Raw genomic sequence first — 18,860 nt, 5'->3', positions numbered from 1 at the left:
CCATTATGAGAACAATAAAAAGCATATTAATCGCATGTATGGTAACCCTTACATATTCTGCAAGTGCGCAGGAAGTGTTACCATTTCCGCCCGTGCCATCGGCATCTACGGCAGGAAGAACATTAGAAGAATCAGTGCATCAAAAACGCGAAGTGCCAAATCACTTACCTGATGATGCGCCCAATATAATGATCATATTGCTTGACGACGTTGGTCCAGGCCAAGCAGGTACTTATGGTGGAGAAATCAATACACCTACCTTAGACCGTATTGCCAATGAAGGTATCAGTTATAATCGTTTTCATTCTACCGCAATGTGTTCACCTACACGCTCTGCTATGCTAACCGGGCGTAACCATCATAGAGTTGGTAACGGTGTTATTTCGGAATATGCCAATGATTGGGATGGATACTCAGGAGTTATACCAACAAGTAGCGCCACAGTGGCCGAAGTTTTAAAACAATATGGTTATGCCACTTCTGCGTTTGGAAAATGGCACAACACCCACCCTTCAGAAACGAGCGAAATGGGACCATTTGATAGATGGCCTACAGGGTACGGTTTTGAATACTTTTATGGATTCTTAGGTGGAGAGGCTTCGCAATATGAACCTGCTTTAGTTGAAAATACAACTTATGTAGATCAAAGCAGAATACATCGCGAAGGTTACCATTTAAGCGAGGACTTGGCAGATCAAGCTATTAATTGGTTACACAAGCATAAATCTTTGCAGCCAGAAAAACCATTCTTTTTATACTGGTCGAGCGGGGCTGCGCATGGACCTCATCACGTTACTAAAGAATGGGCCGACAAATACAAAGGTCAGTTTGATGATGGCTGGGACGAGTATCGTAAACGTGTTTATAAGCGTGCAAAAGAGATGGGCTGGATTCCTAAAAATGCTAAATTAACTCCACGACCAGAAACTTTACCTGCATGGAATGATATTCCAGAAGATGAAAAAGCATTTCAAGTGAGATTGATGGAAGTATATGCCGGCTTTATAGAACATGTAGATGTTCAGGTAGGAAAAATGATAGATGAACTAGATGAATTAGGTTATGCAGAAAACACCTTGGTATTTTACGTATGGGGAGATAATGGCGCATCAGCTGAAGGTCAGTTTGGAACCATTTCTGAGCTATTGGCACAAAACACTATTATAACCACTACCAAACAACAGATTGAAGCACTGGAGAAAATTGGTGGTTTAGATGAGCTAGGTGGTGCAAAAGTTGAAAACATGGCACATGCTGCTTGGGCTTGGGCTGGAAGTTCTCCGTATAAATCTACCAAATTAGTGGCATCGCACTTTGGTGGAACCAGACAACCATTGGCTGTTAGATGGCCTAAAAATATTAAGGCCGACGATACACCTCGTTCGCAGTTTCATCATGTAAATGATATTACCCCTACTATTTATGATATATTGGACATAACACCTCCAAGAGTTGTAAACGGTATTGAGCAAGATAAAATAGATGGAACAAGTATGTTATATACTTTTGATGATGCAGAAGTAGAGGGACAGAAAAAGACTCAGTACTTTGAAATTATGGCTAGCAGAGGAATATATCATGACGGATGGTTTGCCAGCACTTTTGGTCCTCGCATACCTTGGTTACCAGGATTACCAGAAGGGTTTAACACATGGAGTCCGGATAATGACAAATGGGAGCTTTACAATCTGGAAGAAGACTGGTCTCAAGCCAATGACTTAGCAGATGAAAATCCTGAAAAGTTGCAGCAAATGAAAGATATCTTTTTGATGGAAGCCACTAAAAACAATGCACTCCCTATTGGCGGTGCCTTTTGGTCAACAGCTGCAATGCACCCTGAGGACGCACCTATGAAACCAACAACAGAGTGGGATTACCCTAGCCCTATTACACGTATACCAGAAGCTAGCGCACCTAGAATTGGTAATACAAATAATAAGGTAACCATAGATGCAGAAGTATCGGAAAGTTCAAATGGAGTATTATATGCATTAGGACCTTATGCGGGTGGAATTTCTCTTTTTGTAAAGGATGGTTATTTAAACTATGAGTACAATCTGTTTTTAATGGATCGTACCAAGTTAAAGGCGCAAAAGCAATTACCTGCAGGTAAGGTAAAAATAGAAGTAATTTCAAAACTTGAAACCAACAAGATGTTTGCACCTTTAAACATCACTATAAAAGTAAATGGAGAAGTATTTGCCGAAGGTCAGGTGCCTAAAACAGCTCCTTCCATGTTCTCTTTTAACGATGGTTTTGATATTGGGCAGGATTTAGGTTCTCCTGTTTCGGAAGCCTATTATAATGATGCTCCATTTAAGTTTGATGGTAAAATAAACAGAGTTCAAGTTAAATATATAAAGGAGTAAAAACTGAATAACTTATGGTCAGTGCATTTTAGCGAACTAAACGCTTTACATGCACTGACCTAATTAGCCTACATCAATTATGAAAAAAGTAAGTGTTTTATTCATCGTAGCATCATTTCTTTTGGGTGCAATAAACTTATCTGCTCAAGCAGATGAAGAAGAGAAGAAAACCCCTAAAGAGGAAAAAGAGAAGAAGGAAAAAAAAGTATCATTAATACCACTTCCGGTTATTGCGGTTAATCCAACCAATGGCTTAATGTATGGGGTAGCTCCAGGTGCCAGTTGGTTTATGGGAGACAAATCTAACACCAGCATTTCATCGGGTTTAGGTACTATCATTTACACCACCAACAAGCAGCTAATTTTAACCGCTAAAACCAATGTTTTTTTAAGTGGTGATAAATGGAACATCCTTAGTGATTGGAGATACTTTATGACCTCGCAGCCTACTTTTGGATTAGGTACGGGTCCCAACTCCAACAAAGTGATTCATGATGGTTTTGAATATGATGATAATCAGTTCAGCAAAAAAATAGAAACAGCGCAGCAAATGGAGTTTAACTTTATTCGTCTGCATCAAACGGCATTACGCAAACATCAAGACACCAGATTATTTTACGGATTGGGTTACCATTACGATTACCACTTTGACATTAAAGATAATTTACTGGATATAGAGAGTGATCCACCTGTATTAACCAGTCATTATTTATATCAGGAACACCAAGGTTTTTCACAAACAGAATATACAACATCGGGTGTTTCGTTTAACCTGTTATTTGATAGTAGAGACAATGCCATCAATCCTTATTCGGGTAGGTATGCTTTTGTAAATCTTCGTGTAAACCCTGAATTTTTAGGAAGCGATCAGTCATCTAGTATTTTATGGGCTGAATATCGCGACTATATACATTTTGATCAGGAAAGACCAAGGCATTTATTGGGTTTTTGGACCTACGGTTGGTTTGTTACCTCGGGTAAAGTTCCGTATTTAGATTTACCTGCTGTGGGATGGGATCAATTCGGAAACTCGGGTAGAGCTTATACACAAGGTAGGTTTAGAGGCGAAGACATTTGGTATGGCGAAACAGAATATCGTTTCCCCTTGCAAAAAAATAAAGAAACCTTAGGTGGTGTTGTTTTTGTAAATGGCACAACAGCCAGCAGCAGAACCAATGATATTAACTTATTTGATTACCTAGATGTAGGATACGGTGCTGGATTACGTGTAATGATTAATAAAAAATCAAGAACTAATTTAACCTTAGACTACGCATGGGGTAATCATGGAGCCAAAGGATTTTATCTTGGCTTAAACGAAAAGTTTTAAGAGACTTAACAACGATGGCTCTTAAGTATTGATTAAGGTTTAATACAAAGCTAAAACCATAAACAACATAAAACTTCAACACAATGAAACAGACATTAAATCTGCTTTTAGTAGTTATTATTGCTTCGTGTTCAGCACCCGTTAAGCAGTCGGATGAAGAAGCAACAACATTACCTTATGCATATCCTCCCAAAGAGTTTAATGGCGAAATGGGACGAACATTTGAGGATTCTAAAGAAGATTATCCGCAACCATTACAAGCTCCAGAAGGCGCGCCTAACGTGATATTGGTTATTTTAGATGACGTAGGTTTTGGTCAGCCTGGCACCTTAGGTGGCCCTATTGATATGCCCGCACTAGACAAGGTGGCTGAAGAAGGAATTACCTATACTAGGTTTCATACCACTGGGGTATGTAGTCCAACCAGAGCTGCTCTGTTAACGGGTCGTAATCATCACCAAACAGGTTTCGGAACAATCTCTGAAATGTCAACAGGCTATCCAGGTTACAATAGTATTTGGGGCAAGGATGCTGCTAGCATGGCCGAAGTACTTCGTTTAAATGGATATAATACCGCAGCTTGGGGTAAATGGCATAACACGCCAGATTGGGAAACCAATCAAACAGGACCTTTTGATCGTTGGCCTACAGGTTTGGGCTTTGAGTATTTTTACGGCTTTATGGGTGGAGAAACCAGCCAATACGAACCGCAATTATTTAAAAACACACTACCTGTTGAACCTAAATTAACACCAGAACAAGGGTATCATTTAACAGAGGATTTAAGTCAGGATGCTATTAACTGGATTCAGCAACAAAAATCGCTAAACCCAGACAAACCTTACTTTGCCTACTTTTCAACGGGAGCAATACATGCACCATTACACGTACAAAAGGAATGGATTAAAAAGTACCAGGGTAAATTTAACGAAGGATGGGATGTAATGCGCGAACACACCATTGCGCGCCAAAAAATGTTAGGTATTATACCTGAAGATACAAAGTTAACCGAACGACCAGATGCCATACCTGCCTGGGAAGATCAAACACCTGAGGCTAAAAAACTATTTGCTCGCCAAATGGAAGTGGCTGCGGGATACTTGGCTCATACCGATTATTGTGTGGGTAAATTACTAGAGGAAGCCAAAAAAGTTGAAGGAGGCGAAAACACCATGGTAGTTTATGTAGTGGGTGACAATGGAGCCAGTGGCGAAGGAACCCTAATTGGAACCATTAACAATATGATGGTTCAGAATGGTTTTCCGGATAACTTAGAAGACCAGTTGGCTGTAATGGACGAGCTAGGTGGTAAAGACTTTGAAAACCATTATGCAGTAGCATGGTCGTGGGCAGGAAGCACTCCTTTTCAATGGATGAAAAGAGTTCCATCCCACTTTGGAGGTACCCGAAATGGATTAGTTATATCGTGGCCCCAAGGGATTAAAGCGAAGAATGAAAAACGTACCCAATTTCATCATGTGGTAGATATTGCGCCTACTATTTACAAAGCTGCAGGTATTAAAATACCGAGCGTTGTTAATGGAGCCAAACAAGCTGCTATAGCAGGCATAAGTATGAACTACTCATTTGATGATGCCGATGCTGAAGGAAAGAGAAATACACAATATTTTGAGGTAGCTGGTCATCGCGCTATCTATCACGATGGTTGGGTAGCTGCTTCGTTTCATGGAGTACCATGGGCATTTACGGGATCTGTAGGTTTTGATAATGAGACATGGGAACTTTATCATATTGACGAGGATTTTTCGCAATCAAATGATTTAGCCGAATCCAACCCAGAAAAATTAGCCGAATTAAAAGCTATTTTCGATCAGGAAGCCGAAAAATATAATGTATATCCTTTAGATGATAGATATGCAGAGAGAGCCTTAAATCCGTTACGCCCATCTATAACCAGAGGAAAGACTCATTTCAAATACAACCAGGGAACAACACGTATTCCTGAAGGAGGAACGCCACCGGTTTATTCAAGAAGTCATACCATTACTTCAAAAGTAGATTATAAAAAAGGTGACGAAGGGGTTTTAGTAGCCGTTGGAGGTAACGTAGCAGGCTATTCGTTATACGTTAAAAACAACAAATTACATTATACCTACAACTTTTTTAATACCGATAGATATAATGTAAGTTCGAGTATTAATTTACCGCAAGGAGAATTAGAGTTAAAAATGGAATACACCCAAGAATCGGAAGATTGGGGAGGTGGTGGAACAGCCAAACTTTTTGTAAATGGTAAAGAAGTAGGCTCAGGCGTAGTTGGTAAAACTGTACCAATTAGATTTGCCGTAACCGAAACCACCGATATTGGTATGGATTTAGGATCACCAGTTACACCTGTATATCATTCTCCATTTGCGTATAGCAACAAAATTGATTTTGTGGAGTATGATTTAAAATAGAATAGCTTTTTATCCTCTACTGAGGAAGTGAACCACCTCGGGGCAAGCCCAGAGGCATAAATATGAATACTAACTGGATTAACGAGGCAAGCCTTGAGGTATTAAACCTTTTGGCGGCGCCAATAAATACAATTTTTATACAATCCCTGCCTTACTATTAGGTGGGGATTTTTATTTGCAGAAAACAAAGTAAGAACCAATCATTTGCAAAATTATTTAAACCAACATAAAAACCGGTAACGTTGTCATATATTTTAGCTCCGAAATGTATAAAAGCGGTAACGTTGTCATATATTTCACCTGAGTTGTCATATATTTTGCTTCCGTAGCCTACAAAAGCGGTAAAGTTGTCATGTATTTTAACTCCGCAGACATAAAAAGCACAACACTTTGTAACGATTGTTTATTTAACCAATATCTCCACTTCCTCAGTTTGCTTATCAAACACAAAATTTTCTTTGTAATTAACAAATTCACTCTCTAAAGACACGCAGTATTCACCGTACTCATCATACTCAAATTCAATACCTGATTTAAGATCTAATTGAGATACAATTTCTATCTTTTTTGAGTCGCCCTCGATGGTTAATTTAATATCTGCTTTTTCTGAAATTTCGCCTACGCTCACCAGGTCTTCAAATTCTACCCACAATATTACTTTGTGCATTATTCGTTGTGTTTTTAATTCGATTTTTAAAAACGCAAAAATAGAAGGATTCCATGAATTACAATAACTTAATTACAAAATCAGTAGTTGGATTTTTTTCTGTTCTTCCAGTAGCTAATATAGTCCTGCTGATGAATAAAACCAATAGGACCGGCATATATGCCACCTTCTAAATAGAAATCAGAAACCCTAACGTGAATGGTATTAGTTTTACCCTGCTGAATAATCCCTTCGGGAATTAAATAACCTCGCAGTTGGTTGTATGCCTCTGTATGTTCTCGCTGTCGGTGCTCTGGCTCCATAAAACCCGTTTGACCAACCTTAATACCATTGATAAAAACTTCATCCAAGTCGTCTATTTTCCCCAACAATAATACTATCCTATCCTTGGAAAAACTATCATTGGCTATAAAACTAGTCTGGTACCATGCATATCCATTCAAATCTTTGAATCCTTGATTTTCCCAATTTCCTGGCACATAAATCTTTCTCCAACTGCCATCTTCTCCTGTATCATAACGCCATGATAAATCATCCCCTATTTTAAAGTTCCAATCTCCTTGTAAATCCATGAACGGGCGTAGAGGATTTTTCTCAGCTATCAAGCGAATATCACCCCTAACAATACCACCTTCTAGCCCTTCATCAAATACCTGAACCGCAATAGTATTGGGCGCATCATAGTTTATTAAATATTCGGGTATGTCGTAAATACGACGTGCATTGTAGGCAGTAGCAAAGCAAGGCGGAAAGTCACCCGTTTTACCTATTTTTTTACCATTAAAATACACTTTATCCACATCATCAATATATCCCAATTCGATAGCTAAGGCTTCTTTATTATATAGCTGAGGAATTGTAATGGTTTTACGATACCAGGCATAACCGTCGTAGCCATTAAATCCTTGCATTTCCCAGGCTGAAGGAACATATATTTTATCCCATCCCGAGTCATCGTAATTGGATTTACTCCATTCAGGATTATTGCCCAATGAAAACTTCCACTTGCCCGACAAGTCCTTCACGAACTTGTATTCTTGCCCGCTCATCTCCATGCTATAAAGCAATACCAGTATAATTATATGTAGATATTTTCTCTTCATCTTTTATTCGAAAATGCTTTCATAAAAAAATTCCCAAAACCCCTTCTTATGCTCAAATTCAGCAAAATAATTATCAAAGGCCGTTACTGACATAATACCCACGGGTCCTTCATATATTCCACCATCTAAGCCTTCGTCCCACACCTGCACTGCCAATACATTTTTGCCATTTTTTAGCATCGATTTAGGCACTCTGTACGCCCTCAGAGCTCTATGGTCTTGTTTAAGCGCATCATACGGACCTCTTTTCATTTCGTCTACACTTCCTATCCTCTGTCCGTTAAGATAGGCGATATCTTTATCGTCAATTCGTCCTAAAACGAAAATCACATCTCCACTAATACTTGAGTTATTCCAATTAAATGATTTACGATACCAGGCATAACCATCCAGATATTCATACCCTTGATCATCCCATCTTTGAGGGACTCTTAGCTCGTCCCAATCATTATCATTAAAAGAAAAATCTTTGTATTCATTATTCTTTCCTGTTTTAAATTTCCAGCTGCCCGAAAGGTTTAATAAAAAATAGCTCTCCGCAACATCCTGATAGATGCCTACATCTCCCATAATTCCCCCATCAGCATATACATCATACACCCTCACTGCAATAATATTAGGTACGGAGGAATTAATTAGATGCGCAGGAATGGTATACTTTCTGATTTGGTTAAATGCCGTTTCAACATTAGGAGGAAATGTACCTGATTGCCCAATCAACTCTCCATTAAAATATACTTCATCAGCATCATCTATTCCATCTAATTTTAGGATGAGATTATTTTTGGACATACCCACCGGTAAGTCAACTTTTATTTTGTACCATCCATATCCATTATAACCATCGTATCCTTGACTCTCCCAACTTCTTCCAACGTAAATCTTATCCCAATCGCTAAAGTTATGGTTGGGCAATCTCCATTCCAAATCGTCGCCTACACTAAAGCTCCAGTACCCATTTAAGGCCTTAAGCTGCTTTAGTGTTTGTGCCGAAACACTCAGTTGCATAACTAAGAATAATATAAGAAATAACTTCACTCTCATCGGTCAATAAAATATTAAATATGTGCGAGGCTTAAATTCAATTATCTAACTTTTAATGTTCGTGATACACAAAAGTTAAAGGAACTCGAAACTTACGGTATTTACAAATTTCGTCCGCTTTATACTTTTTTGTATTGATGGTTTCTTTCACCAACTTTTGGATTCTTTCAGATCCGCCTTCTACTTCCATTACCTGTATGCAGCAATCTTTACAAACCCTCAATGTAACCGTAACAGTAGTTTTTTTATCGTTCTCAACAAATAAACCAATATTTTCCTCTTTAAATGATAAGATCAAATCCTTTTTGAGTGATTTAACCATTTGGGTTGTTGTAACTTCCTTTACTGCTTTTTTTGCTTGAACATTGCCTATTCCAATTCCTAATACAACGGCAAATACTACTAAAAACTTTAAATTTTTCATGACTATAAGTTTATGATTAATGACTTGTTTTATTTTACATTGTAAAAGTATGACGGCAATAACACAGGGGTGTCATTTGCATGTCATACGTTGTAATAAAATGTCATCAAAATGTCATCAAAAACTTATAGCGCTCTATAAGTGCCACTTACAAACACAATTCAATAAACTAATTTGTAGCCTATACCATGAACTGTTAGTATTATACTAGGGCTATTGGGGTTGTCTTCTATTTTATGTCTTAGTTTAAGAATAAAATTATCAATGGTGCGCGTTGTTGGCTGAAAATCGTACCCCCAAACAGAATCTAATAAGCTATCTCTGCTTACCGTTCTGTTTTTATGCGTAAATAAATAATTCAGAATTTCATATTCCTTCATACTCATCTTAACCTGTTCTTCATTAACCGAAGCTAAATAGTTAGCAAAATCAACCGTTAAATTTCCAATTTCAATATGATCCTCTTTGTGATCGATATTGACCGTTGATCGTCTAATAACCGCTTTTATTCGTGCAGAAAGTTCACGCAATGAGAAGGGTTTGGTAATATAATCATCAGCACCAGATTCAAGACCAATTACCTTATCTAACTCCTCTCCTTTGGCTGATAAAAAGATTATAGGTGTCTGAATATCCTTCTTTCGCGCTTTTTTACATACATCGAAACCTGAAAGTTTTGGCAGCATTACATCAAGCAATACCAAATTATAATGATCACTCAATATTTTATTTAAACCATCTTCTCCATCCACGGCTACATCTACTTCGTAGCCTTCAAACTCTAAATTATCTTTTAAGCCCATAAGCATATCGGGCTCATCTTCCACTACTAATATTTTATCCATCTTTAAACTGATTATATCCTATATTAAAGAATCATATGCAATATTTCCTTTGATCTAATTATTATTGGGCAAGGGCAGATAAATACGAAAACGACTTCCTTTTCCGACTTCACTATCCACTACAATTTTACCCTTATGTGCATCAACAATTTGTTTTACTATATTCAAGCCTAAACCAGAACCTTTTGCCTGATGAGCAAGATTACCTAAGGTCACCCGATAAAATTGTTTAAAAATTAGTTTCTGTTCCTTTGCAGGTATTCCTATCCCATTATCCTTCACCTCTACCCAACACATATTATCTATTAACCCTGTGGCAAGCTCTACTTTTTTATCTCCTTTACCATATTTAATCGCATTTTCAATAAGGTTAGCTATAGCTTCATCAATTGCTTCTTTATCTCCCCACACATTATCTAGTTCTTCATTTAATGTCATGATAAATTCAACATTCGTATTCTTTATACTGTCCCCATACCTATCGGCCACAGCTATCACATTGTTGTTTAAATTAAATGTATCAAATGTGTACTTGCGTTTTCCGCTTTCCATTTTAGAGAAGTTTAAAATGTTATTTACGATACCCGTCAGACGATTAGCTTCTCTGAATATAATACCATAGCTACGCTGCAATTTATCCTCTCCTTTGACTCTGTTTAACTGAAGACTTTCTGCATACATACTAATTAATGCAAGCGGAGTTCTAATTTCATGCGAAACATTAGATACAAAGTCTGATTTTATTTTTGCCAACTGTAGTTGCTTTTTAATATTAAAGTAAGTCAACACTCCTCCCAACAATAATACAAAATCAACTATGGCTAATATAAATAGATTATTCCTGCTCCTCTTTTCTAAAATAGCATCAGTAGAATCGCCCAAAGGCTTCAGGTATAATGCATAACTAGGTAATTGCCAAAAAGTCTCATTAATATCATCAGAAGTATAAGTAATATCTTTTGTATTGGAGTAGATAATATTTTCAGAGCCTCTTTCCTTTAACCCAATAGCTACATCCTGTAAAGCTACAGATTGAATACGAGGTGCGAGAACATCCTGAACAAAACTCTCGGAATCAACCAAAATAGCACCAATTAAATTTTCTCCCTTATGGTTTTTAAGTGCAAAAACAAGCGCATGTTTTGACCTCACTCCTTTAGCTTCAAAAACCATCACTTTTCGGTAATTACTTTCAAGATAAATAAAAAGTCTTTCTATATTTTTCAAGTTTGCGGTACAGGAATCAACAACTTGTTTCGCAAGTTCATCAGGGATATCTCCTAATTTATACTTTTTCTCATGTATTGAATCTCCTTTAAAATGCTGCAATAACACCCCAACAATTAAGTTTTGTTGATTGGTTAAGGCCTTTAAATCAAAATTATTTATTCCATCAAGGTCATCTACCTGGTCTGAAACTTCAGCCACCCATCGGTTAACCACATCATCAGCATACATATTAATAGAAAAAATTACAGAAGTAAGCTGGCGTTTATAAATTTCTTCAAAAGCCTGCTCTTGCTGATCAATTGAATTCATTTGAAATACCGTTATTAATAGCGAGGGCATCACTATTAATAATAGCATAAAAATTAGTGGTTTTAAAAAAGATAATTTCATAAACTAAAGTATCAACTCCTTAAAAGTAAGGAATATTTTTAGACTGTATGAAAACAAAAAGCCAACTAAGTATATACTCAATTGGCTTTTTCACTTTTAATCAATAAACTTTAACTATGATTCTGCTCTTGACTCCACCGAGAGCAGACGTTCAAGTCTTTCTATTTGTTTGTTTTTATTTACCTCTCTAAGGTTCTGGGCTGTATCCGTAAAATATTGGTGCTTTTTAATAAAGGTTAACTGCTTCTCATTCCACTCATTAAACGAACCCACCAAATCTCTAACCTTTAGCTCTTCATATAACATATTAGATACTGGAATAAAATCCGTTCTTCCTAAATAATCAAGATCTGAATCGCACATTACTTTTTCTAACAAAGTTTTAGGACTAGGAGGAAATTTAGTAGCCATAATAAGATTGCAGATCTCATCCATTCTCTCTTCTGTGAAATGGTATTTACTCAACATGTTTTTGGCAATTACGGTACCATGATACTCATGATCATCATAACTGATAACATGGCCTGAATCGTGAAATAAACCTGCCAATTTTAAAATAAGAATCTCTTCTTCTCCTAATCCTTCGGCCCATCCAATTAACTCAACTTCTGTTACTACATCAATGGTATGTTTAATATTATGATAGAATAATTTCTCTGGTAAATTTTGCTCCATCATATCCAATACCTCTTCCTGAATATCCAGAAACTGTATTAGTGAGTATTTAGTATTAAACTCTTTATTGCCAACATTAACTTGCTCTGGTTTTGCCAGTTCAGGTAAAATTCCTTCTACAAAGTACGATTCCATCATACCTTTGTATTTAACTGGCATTTCTCCGGAGCTATCGCAAGTAAAAAACTCCTTTACCAACTCATAAGTCATGGCCGATATATTTATATGACCTGCTTTGCATGCTTTACCTAAACGGCTGGTAAAATTTACCGCATCACCAGCCAAACGGAATGGAGCTGATTTTCTGCCTGTAGGTTCTGCCAATACTGGTCCCGTATGTATACCTATGCTCAGTTCCCAAAATGCAGAATTATTTTCACCTCCATTTACCTCAATCGCAGCTTGCTGCATCTCAAAAGCAGCTAATATAACGTCAATTGGGTTTGTACGATTTTCTTCCAGCATACCACCGCCATAGATATAAATATCTCCAACCGTTTTAATTTTTAAGATATTATATTTTTTTGCAATTTGATCCATCGTAAACTGAAGTTCATCCAGCTTATCCATTAATCGTTCTGCTTTGGGGTGACCATTGAGTTTTTCAAAACCCTCTATAGATGCATATAGTAAAGATGCTCTTTTAAAGCGATGTATCTTTTTTCGTGGACTCTTCTTCTCATCATCAGCTTCAAATGAAAAGTTAGATAGTAAATCTAAATATTTATCGTTTTGTTTTTGGATGAAATTGTATCTCCCTACAATCTCATTCATTTCTCGGTTAAGTTCCTTGTTACGGTTAGCTAACTTAGAAATCCGACTAATATATAACTCAATATTATCCATTTACCCTAATCAAAATATCAATTGAAGAATGTGTTGAGTTGATATTACGGGTTCAAATAAAATAAGTTTTCTCAATCAGGCTAATTTTGTTCCAGCGATCGAATAATCAGCTTGAAACACCTTTTTTTATTGACAAACACTGAAAAATAATATTTAAATAAATCATACTTTAAAAATAGGTCACTATACTTTTTCTGCAATTTGTGCACCTCAAGATAATAGGAATCAAAACAATATCAATTAACACTTAATAAGAATAAACAAGCATATACTTTAAAGCTCAAAAAATATAGTTTTTTGTATAAAAACATCTAACGCTTTAGCTTATTAGCATTTTTTCAATTTTATTTATTCTAGTCTCAATATTCTCGGTAGCATTTACCCAATGAATATCAAAACCACTGCGTTCCATTTTCCTGAACCAAGTCATTTGACGCTTGGCAAATTGATGAATAGCAATATTAAGTTGCTGAAACATTTCATCGTATGATATTTCGCCAATTACATATTGCGTTAAAAACTTATACTCTAATCCGTAATATATTAAATCTTCAGGTTTAACTCCTGAATCTATAATACCTTTTACCTCATCAACCATTCCTTCTTCAAGGCGCGTTTTTAATCTAGCGGTTATTTTTTCTCTCCTAAGGTCTCTATCTATATCAACTCCAATAATTAATGGGTTTAACTCAGGCAATTCAATTTCAATTTCAGGATTGTCTTGATAATAGGTCTCTATTTCTATAGCTCTGATAGCACGTTTTTTTGTATCAACCTCTGTTTTATTGTGTAATGTCTTCATCAAGGCAAGCATAGCTGCTAACTCCTCCAATGATTTATGCTCTAACTCTTCCCGTAAAGGAGGGTTAGATGGTACTTGAATCATTTTAAAACCACTTAAAACAGCCTCAATATACATGCCTGTACCTCCGCACATAATAGGAAACTTACCTCTTGCATTAATATCTTCAAAAGCTTTAAAAAAGTCTCGTTGATACTCGTACACATTATATTTATAACCTGGATCGGTAATATCGATTAGATGATAGGGTATTTTATGATCTCCCACAGTATAGTCTGCATAGTCTTTTCCTGTACCTAAATTCATATGTCGGTATATCTGGCGAGAATCTGCACTAATAATTTCACCTTTAATTTTATCTGCCAAAGGCGCTGCCAGTGCGGTCTTTCCGCTAGCTGTAGGACCAAGCACTACAAGCAAATTATACTTATTGGAATGTTGCATAAACTAATTGACTCGTTTTTTTATATTTTTGCCACTACAAAGCTAATTATTTAGTACGTTTAAATAAACATCACCATACAGTAAATTAAGATTCATGAGCACATCGCAAAAGCAAGAGAGTATGGCGGAAAAATATAAACTTCTATTTTCTAGAACTAGAAATTTAATTGTTTCGCCAAAATCTGAATGGTCATCCATACACGCCGAGAAATCTGATCTTAATTCAATTTTAGGTAATTATATCTTGCCTTACATCGGAGTTTTAACTCTTCTTACTTTTGTAGGCTACATTACCTCTCATCAAGGTTATGATCAAGGTTATGATTTTGCGCCCGCATTAAAATATGCTTTAGCTGATTTTACAGCTTTATTCGGAGGATTATATATCACCTATTTTATAACACTAAATATCTTACCCAAGTTTACGGTAAAAATAAACGCTTCTGATTTAAAGAGTCTTAGTTTTAAAATATGTGCTTATAGTTCAATTGTTCTATACCTGGTGAAAATGGTAGTTACCCTTGTTCCGCAAGCATCTTATTTATTAGCTCTAACCATTTACACGGGTTACATTGTATGGTTAGGAACCAAAGAGATTGGTGAATTTGAGTCAAAAGATTTAAGAGTAGTATTTACAATAATTGTAAGTGCTCTATTACTATTTATACCTTATTTTATATCTAACTTGTTTATCCGCTTTGTTGGATTTTAATCATTCAAAAACAATTTTGCTTTACTGATTACATCAATATGTCAAAACAAAACAATATAAATATCCGCAATAAAAAGGCTTACTTCGATTACGAAATAATGGAGAAATTCGTAGCAGGGGTGCAGCTTTCGGGAACTGAAATAAAATCTCTTAGATTAGGAAAAGCGAGTCTGGTAGAAGCTTATTGCTATTTTATTAAAAACGAACTTTGGATTAGAGGCTTTAATATATCAGAATATTTTTTCGGTACATATAACAACCATATGCCCTTGAGAGAAAGAAAGCTGCTATTACACAAAAAAGAGCTTCAGAAATTAGATAGGAAAACGAAAGAGTCAGGACTTACCATTATTCCGTTACAGGTTTTTATCACCGATAAAGGTTGGGCAAAAGTAGAAATAGGTTTGGCCAAAGGAAAGAAAACCCACGACAAAAGAGAAACGCTTAAGAGTAAAGATGCCAAAAGAGAAATGGATCGTGTAAAAAAGATTCATTAATTTAGAATATCAACGCAACCTTCCTTTATTTCTACCATCATCCCATTAACAAAGTATAGCCCTAATTAAATTTAGGGCTGATTTTTGTATAGCTTTAAACCTAAAGGCTTATGTGGATAATTTATTAAGAGTGGAGAATCTATCGGAGATTATACAACAGTGTCAGAAAAATAACGCTAAGGCGCAGAAATTGCTATACCAGAAATTCTCGCCTTGGTTGTTTGGTGTATGCATTCAATACTGCAAAGACCGAACTGAAGCTGAAGATAATTTACAAGATGGATTCATTAAGATATTTAACAACATCAACAAATTTAGGTCTGAAGGTTCTTTTGAAGGATGGATGAGGCGCATCATGGTGAATACCATTATTGAATCTTTCAGAAAGAAAAACCCAATTTACCTGGTTGAGTCAATTGAAGATCTTCAGATTGAAGATGAAGAAAAGATAGAACACACCCCTAAACATTCAACCAGTGAACTTTTAAAACTAATTGAGACCTTACCTCCAAAGTATAAACTAGTTTTTAACCTGTATGCCATGGAGGGATTATCGCACAACGAAATTTCTGAGGTATTGGGAATTTCTGTTGGTACATCGAAATCGAACTTATCGAGGGCTCGAAAATTTTTAAAGGATAAACTTACAGTGATGGAAGAAAAAGAAACGCAAACAGCTTGAATACGAAAAGATGAGTGAGAAAAATATAGATAATATTTTCAAAGATGGATTGAGTGACTTCAAGGAAACTCCACCTGCCTTTGTTTGGAATGCTATTGAGAGCAATTTGCAAGGACGTAAAAACAATAAAAGAACCATTATACTGTGGCGAAGCATTGCTGCTGCAGCTATCATTGGTATTTTATTTTTAGGTGGTTTATTATGGCAAAATAATACTCAACAACCTTTATTAACTAACGTTTCAAACATAGAGATGAACAATGAGAGTATCAGCACAGAAGAATCAATAGGCAATACTTCCTCAGCTCCATTGCTAGATAATGCTATCGACAATACTCTAACTAACACTATTGTAATAAATACTATTTCTTCAGAGCTGTCGAATAATAATAGTTCTAATACTAACGTCAAAAAAGAAAGTATAAACTTGAGTAATAATAATGCTCACGAATTGGCCAATAACAAAAACATGGGTGTTTTAAGGATGATTACTAACAAGGATATAGAAATCATGTGTCATTCTGATGTAAATGCTACACATACCTTTAATAAGGTCAACCAAAGTATGCTGAATTCAAAAGCTGTGGAGTATCTTAATTTCGCCAATCATAGCACTTCTATAAGTATTGAAGAGAAAAAGAAAAAAGAGCTTAAATATGCTTTGGGAGGACAATTTTCTCCTAGTTATTCCAGCAATGGATCTAATTCTAATGGAGGAGCCAGTGCCGTTAATGAAGATGGTATTATGTCGTATACAGGAGGAATTAATCTGAATATAAAAACCAGAAAAAGATGGGCTATTGAAACAGGTGTTTATTACTCACAGGTTGGACAAAAATTTAGCAATCCAATAGTTAGTCAGAATAAGCGTAACTTTTATAGTCCTGCCGCAAGTGGCGGCATCCAAAGCGCTAAACCTAATTTGTCTAATTCAATGGGTAGTATAAAGTTAAACAACACCTCTAATCAGAACCTCATTGAAGATGCCGCTATGTCAAGCATTACATATGAGCTCAATTCAGATGCCCCAAACAATACAATAGACAACACAGCAGCAAATGACATTACTGTGCAGCAAGAACTTGACTATATAGAAGTTCCTTTCTTATTAAAATATAACTTAGTAGATAAAACAATTGGTATTTCTCTGTCGGGAGGAATGAGCACTAACTTTTTACTAGGTAATAGTGCGTACCAGCTTAACAATAGTAGTAAAGAAAAGATTGGAGAAATGGCAAATATTAATGACGTTAACTACACCGCTATTTTTGGCTTTGGCTTATCTGCTCCCATTTTAAAATCATTAGACTTTAATTTTGAACCTAGAATACGCTATTTTATGAACTCCGTGAGCAACTCTGGCAGTTACCAACCATATTCTATCGGATTCTATACCGGAGTTAGTTATACGTTCTAGCATATACATCCTATATTTAACTTTACTTAGCACATTCTCCATTAGATAACATTGATAATAACCAAAGGATAAAATGCATATGTCCTCTTTGTTATCTACGTATATTTTAACCTTTATAGCATATAAAACTCCTTTAAAACAAAGCGTTAATTTTGTTACTATGCAAGGATCTAGGTGATACTCTACTTAAATACAACCTTGTAATATTACATTCAATATTTACAACGAATCTTCAGCATATAATTTGAGTTAGGACAAAAAAATCCGACTCAACTCTGAATCGGATTTTTCTATACTTTATATTACATTCTTCAGTTTTACATTTTAGTAATCACCTTTCTCTGATATGATGAATTATCTACGCTTACTTTTATAATATACATCGGATAGGCATGTGGTAATTCAAACTCTGTTATAGTAGAATTTAAATCGTGTGTATTAATTAACTGAGCTATTATATTATAAACCTTTATAAGACAATTTTTAGCTAAAAACCGAAGAAAGGAATATATCCTAACCTCGGTTTTCTTTATACTTTTAGTACTACTATTACAAGCCTATCACTTTTTCTTGATATGAAGAATTGTCGATACTTACCTTAATTATATACATTGTGTTTAGATCTGGTAATCTAAATTCAGTTTGGATACCATTTAACTCATGTTGATCAACTAGTTGCCCCGCTAAGTTGTATACTTCAATTAGTCTATCCTTACCTTGTAATAACTTCTCCGATACCTTTACTGTAGCCTGCTGGTTAATTGCATAAATTAATACATTTTTATTCGTAACAAGTTGCTTATTATCATCCTCGATATCCGTTGTTAAACCTTCAAATTTTAACTCAAACCGATCTAACTCTTCTCCAGCTTTAGATACGAAAGTATATTCTGGTGTTTCATTTAGATTTATTGTAATATCCTCTACATTATCTACTAGGAATATATTATCAGTTTCTGAAAA

Annotated in this window: 16 protein-coding genes; 7 read left to right on the top strand and 9 right to left on the bottom strand. The window is 35.8% G+C overall.

All coding sequences use genetic code 11. From position 1 onward, the window contains the following. Positions 1-5: 5 nt before the first annotated feature. The 3 genes from A8L32_RS10615 (at position 6) to A8L32_RS10605 (ending at position 6,119) form a co-directional block, all read left to right on the top strand. A complete protein-coding gene (locus A8L32_RS10615) occupies positions 6-2,369 on the top strand; it encodes an arylsulfatase (RefSeq protein WP_083631268.1) in 2,364 nt (787 codons plus the stop codon). A 79-nt stretch (positions 2,370-2,448) separates the two neighbouring features. Beyond that, on the top strand, positions 2,449-3,699 hold the full coding sequence (locus tag A8L32_RS10610; RefSeq protein ID WP_075590501.1) for a BamA/TamA family outer membrane protein: 1,251 nt from the start codon (positions 2,449-2,451) through the stop codon (positions 3,697-3,699). Between the two features lie 83 nt (positions 3,700-3,782). Next, positions 3,783-6,119 (top strand): arylsulfatase, encoded by a 2,337-nt coding sequence (locus tag A8L32_RS10605; protein ID WP_075590500.1) that lies wholly within the window; start codon positions 3,783-3,785, stop codon positions 6,117-6,119. Between the two features lie 403 nt (positions 6,120-6,522). Here the strand turns inward: A8L32_RS10605 and A8L32_RS10600 are convergent, their stop codons facing one another. The 8 genes from A8L32_RS10600 to miaA all read right to left on the bottom strand — a co-directional run bounded on the left by A8L32_RS10600 (position 6,523) and on the right by miaA (position 14,589). Continuing rightward, positions 6,523-6,786, bottom strand: a complete 264-nt coding sequence (locus tag A8L32_RS10600; RefSeq protein WP_075590499.1) for a hypothetical protein — start codon at positions 6,784-6,786, stop codon at positions 6,523-6,525. A gap of 80 nt (positions 6,787-6,866) precedes the next feature. Continuing rightward, complete coding sequence (locus tag A8L32_RS10595; protein ID WP_075590498.1) at positions 6,867-7,889, bottom strand: sugar-binding domain-containing protein; 1,023 nt, start codon at positions 7,887-7,889, stop codon at positions 6,867-6,869. 3 nt (positions 7,890-7,892) lie between these two features. Further along, positions 7,893-8,897, bottom strand: coding sequence for a beta galactosidase jelly roll domain-containing protein (locus A8L32_RS10590; RefSeq protein WP_075590570.1), 1,005 nt, complete (start codon positions 8,895-8,897; stop codon positions 7,893-7,895). Between the two features lie 88 nt (positions 8,898-8,985). After that, positions 8,986-9,357: a hypothetical protein gene (locus A8L32_RS10585; RefSeq protein WP_075590497.1), complete on the bottom strand. Its 372-nt coding sequence runs from the start codon at positions 9,355-9,357 to the stop codon at positions 8,986-8,988. Between the two features lie 161 nt (positions 9,358-9,518). Continuing rightward, entirely contained in the window at positions 9,519-10,202 is a 684-nt protein-coding gene (locus tag A8L32_RS10580; RefSeq protein WP_075590496.1) for a response regulator transcription factor, read from the bottom strand. A gap of 54 nt (positions 10,203-10,256) precedes the next feature. Further along, entirely contained in the window at positions 10,257-11,789 is a 1,533-nt protein-coding gene (locus A8L32_RS10575) for a sensor histidine kinase (RefSeq protein WP_075590495.1), read from the bottom strand. Between the two features lie 147 nt (positions 11,790-11,936). Further along, complete coding sequence (locus A8L32_RS10570; protein ID WP_075590494.1) at positions 11,937-13,343, bottom strand: adenylate/guanylate cyclase domain-containing protein; 1,407 nt, start codon at positions 13,341-13,343, stop codon at positions 11,937-11,939. Positions 13,344-13,662: 319 nt separating this feature from the next. Next, the gene (gene miaA, locus A8L32_RS10565) at positions 13,663-14,589 is read right to left on the bottom strand and encodes a tRNA (adenosine(37)-N6)-dimethylallyltransferase MiaA (protein ID WP_075590493.1); all 927 of its coding nucleotides are present in this window, start codon (positions 14,587-14,589) and stop codon (positions 13,663-13,665) included. Positions 14,590-14,683: 94 nt separating this feature from the next. Between miaA and A8L32_RS10560 the strand changes: the two genes are divergently transcribed. The 4 genes from A8L32_RS10560 to A8L32_RS10545 all read left to right on the top strand — a co-directional run bounded on the left by A8L32_RS10560 (position 14,684) and on the right by A8L32_RS10545 (position 17,897). Further along, on the top strand, positions 14,684-15,301 hold the full coding sequence (locus A8L32_RS10560; protein ID WP_075590492.1) for a Yip1 family protein: 618 nt from the start codon (positions 14,684-14,686) through the stop codon (positions 15,299-15,301). Between the two features lie 38 nt (positions 15,302-15,339). Then, positions 15,340-15,798, top strand: coding sequence for an SsrA-binding protein SmpB (smpB, locus tag A8L32_RS10555; protein ID WP_075590491.1), 459 nt, complete (start codon positions 15,340-15,342; stop codon positions 15,796-15,798). A 112-nt stretch (positions 15,799-15,910) separates the two neighbouring features. Beyond that, the gene (locus tag A8L32_RS10550) at positions 15,911-16,480 is read left to right on the top strand and encodes an RNA polymerase sigma factor (protein WP_143525071.1); all 570 of its coding nucleotides are present in this window, start codon (positions 15,911-15,913) and stop codon (positions 16,478-16,480) included. Positions 16,481-16,490: 10 nt separating this feature from the next. Further along, positions 16,491-17,897: an outer membrane beta-barrel protein gene (locus A8L32_RS10545; protein ID WP_075590490.1), complete on the top strand. Its 1,407-nt coding sequence runs from the start codon at positions 16,491-16,493 to the stop codon at positions 17,895-17,897. A 549-nt stretch (positions 17,898-18,446) separates the two neighbouring features. On the opposite strand, the gene A8L32_RS10540 is transcribed toward A8L32_RS10545, so the two are convergent. Continuing rightward, the coding region (locus A8L32_RS10540; protein WP_143525070.1) for a T9SS type A sorting domain-containing protein at positions 18,447-18,860 on the bottom strand (414 nt) is incomplete at its 5' end.

This window comes from Labilibacter marinus, from assembly GCF_001659685.2.
In the GTDB taxonomy this organism is placed as follows: domain Bacteria; phylum Bacteroidota; class Bacteroidia; order Bacteroidales; family Marinilabiliaceae; genus Saccharicrinis; species Saccharicrinis marinus.
Note: the sequence above shows the minus strand (reverse complement) of the source record. Positions and strands in the feature narration are given on the sequence as shown.

Excerpts from the sequence above, each read along its gene's own strand:
- A8L32_RS10595 (WP_075590498.1), bottom strand. The coding sequence starts at position 7,889 with ATGAAGAGAAAATATCTACATATAATTATACTGGTATTGCTTTATAGC.
- A8L32_RS10615 (WP_083631268.1), top strand. The coding sequence starts at position 6 with ATGAGAACAATAAAAAGCATATTAATCGCATGTATGGTAACCCTTACA.
- A8L32_RS10575 (WP_075590495.1), bottom strand. The coding sequence starts at position 11,789 with ATGCTATTATTAATAGTGATGCCCTCGCTATTAATAACGGTATTTCAA.
- A8L32_RS10580 (WP_075590496.1), bottom strand. The coding sequence starts at position 10,202 with ATGGATAAAATATTAGTAGTGGAAGATGAGCCCGATATGCTTATGGGC.
- A8L32_RS10545 (WP_075590490.1), top strand. The coding sequence starts at position 16,491 with ATGAGTGAGAAAAATATAGATAATATTTTCAAAGATGGATTGAGTGAC.
- A8L32_RS10585 (WP_075590497.1), bottom strand. The coding sequence starts at position 9,357 with ATGAAAAATTTAAAGTTTTTAGTAGTATTTGCCGTTGTATTAGGAATT.
- A8L32_RS10605 (WP_075590500.1), top strand. The coding sequence starts at position 3,783 with ATGAAACAGACATTAAATCTGCTTTTAGTAGTTATTATTGCTTCGTGT.
- miaA (WP_075590493.1), bottom strand. The coding sequence starts at position 14,589 with ATGCAACATTCCAATAAGTATAATTTGCTTGTAGTGCTTGGTCCTACA.
- A8L32_RS10570 (WP_075590494.1), bottom strand. The coding sequence starts at position 13,343 with ATGGATAATATTGAGTTATATATTAGTCGGATTTCTAAGTTAGCTAAC.
- A8L32_RS10560 (WP_075590492.1), top strand. The coding sequence starts at position 14,684 with ATGAGCACATCGCAAAAGCAAGAGAGTATGGCGGAAAAATATAAACTT.
- A8L32_RS10600 (WP_075590499.1), bottom strand. The coding sequence starts at position 6,786 with ATGCACAAAGTAATATTGTGGGTAGAATTTGAAGACCTGGTGAGCGTA.
- A8L32_RS10610 (WP_075590501.1), top strand. The coding sequence starts at position 2,449 with ATGAAAAAAGTAAGTGTTTTATTCATCGTAGCATCATTTCTTTTGGGT.
- A8L32_RS10590 (WP_075590570.1), bottom strand. The coding sequence starts at position 8,897 with ATGCAACTGAGTGTTTCGGCACAAACACTAAAGCAGCTTAAGGCCTTA.
- smpB (WP_075590491.1), top strand. The coding sequence starts at position 15,340 with ATGTCAAAACAAAACAATATAAATATCCGCAATAAAAAGGCTTACTTC.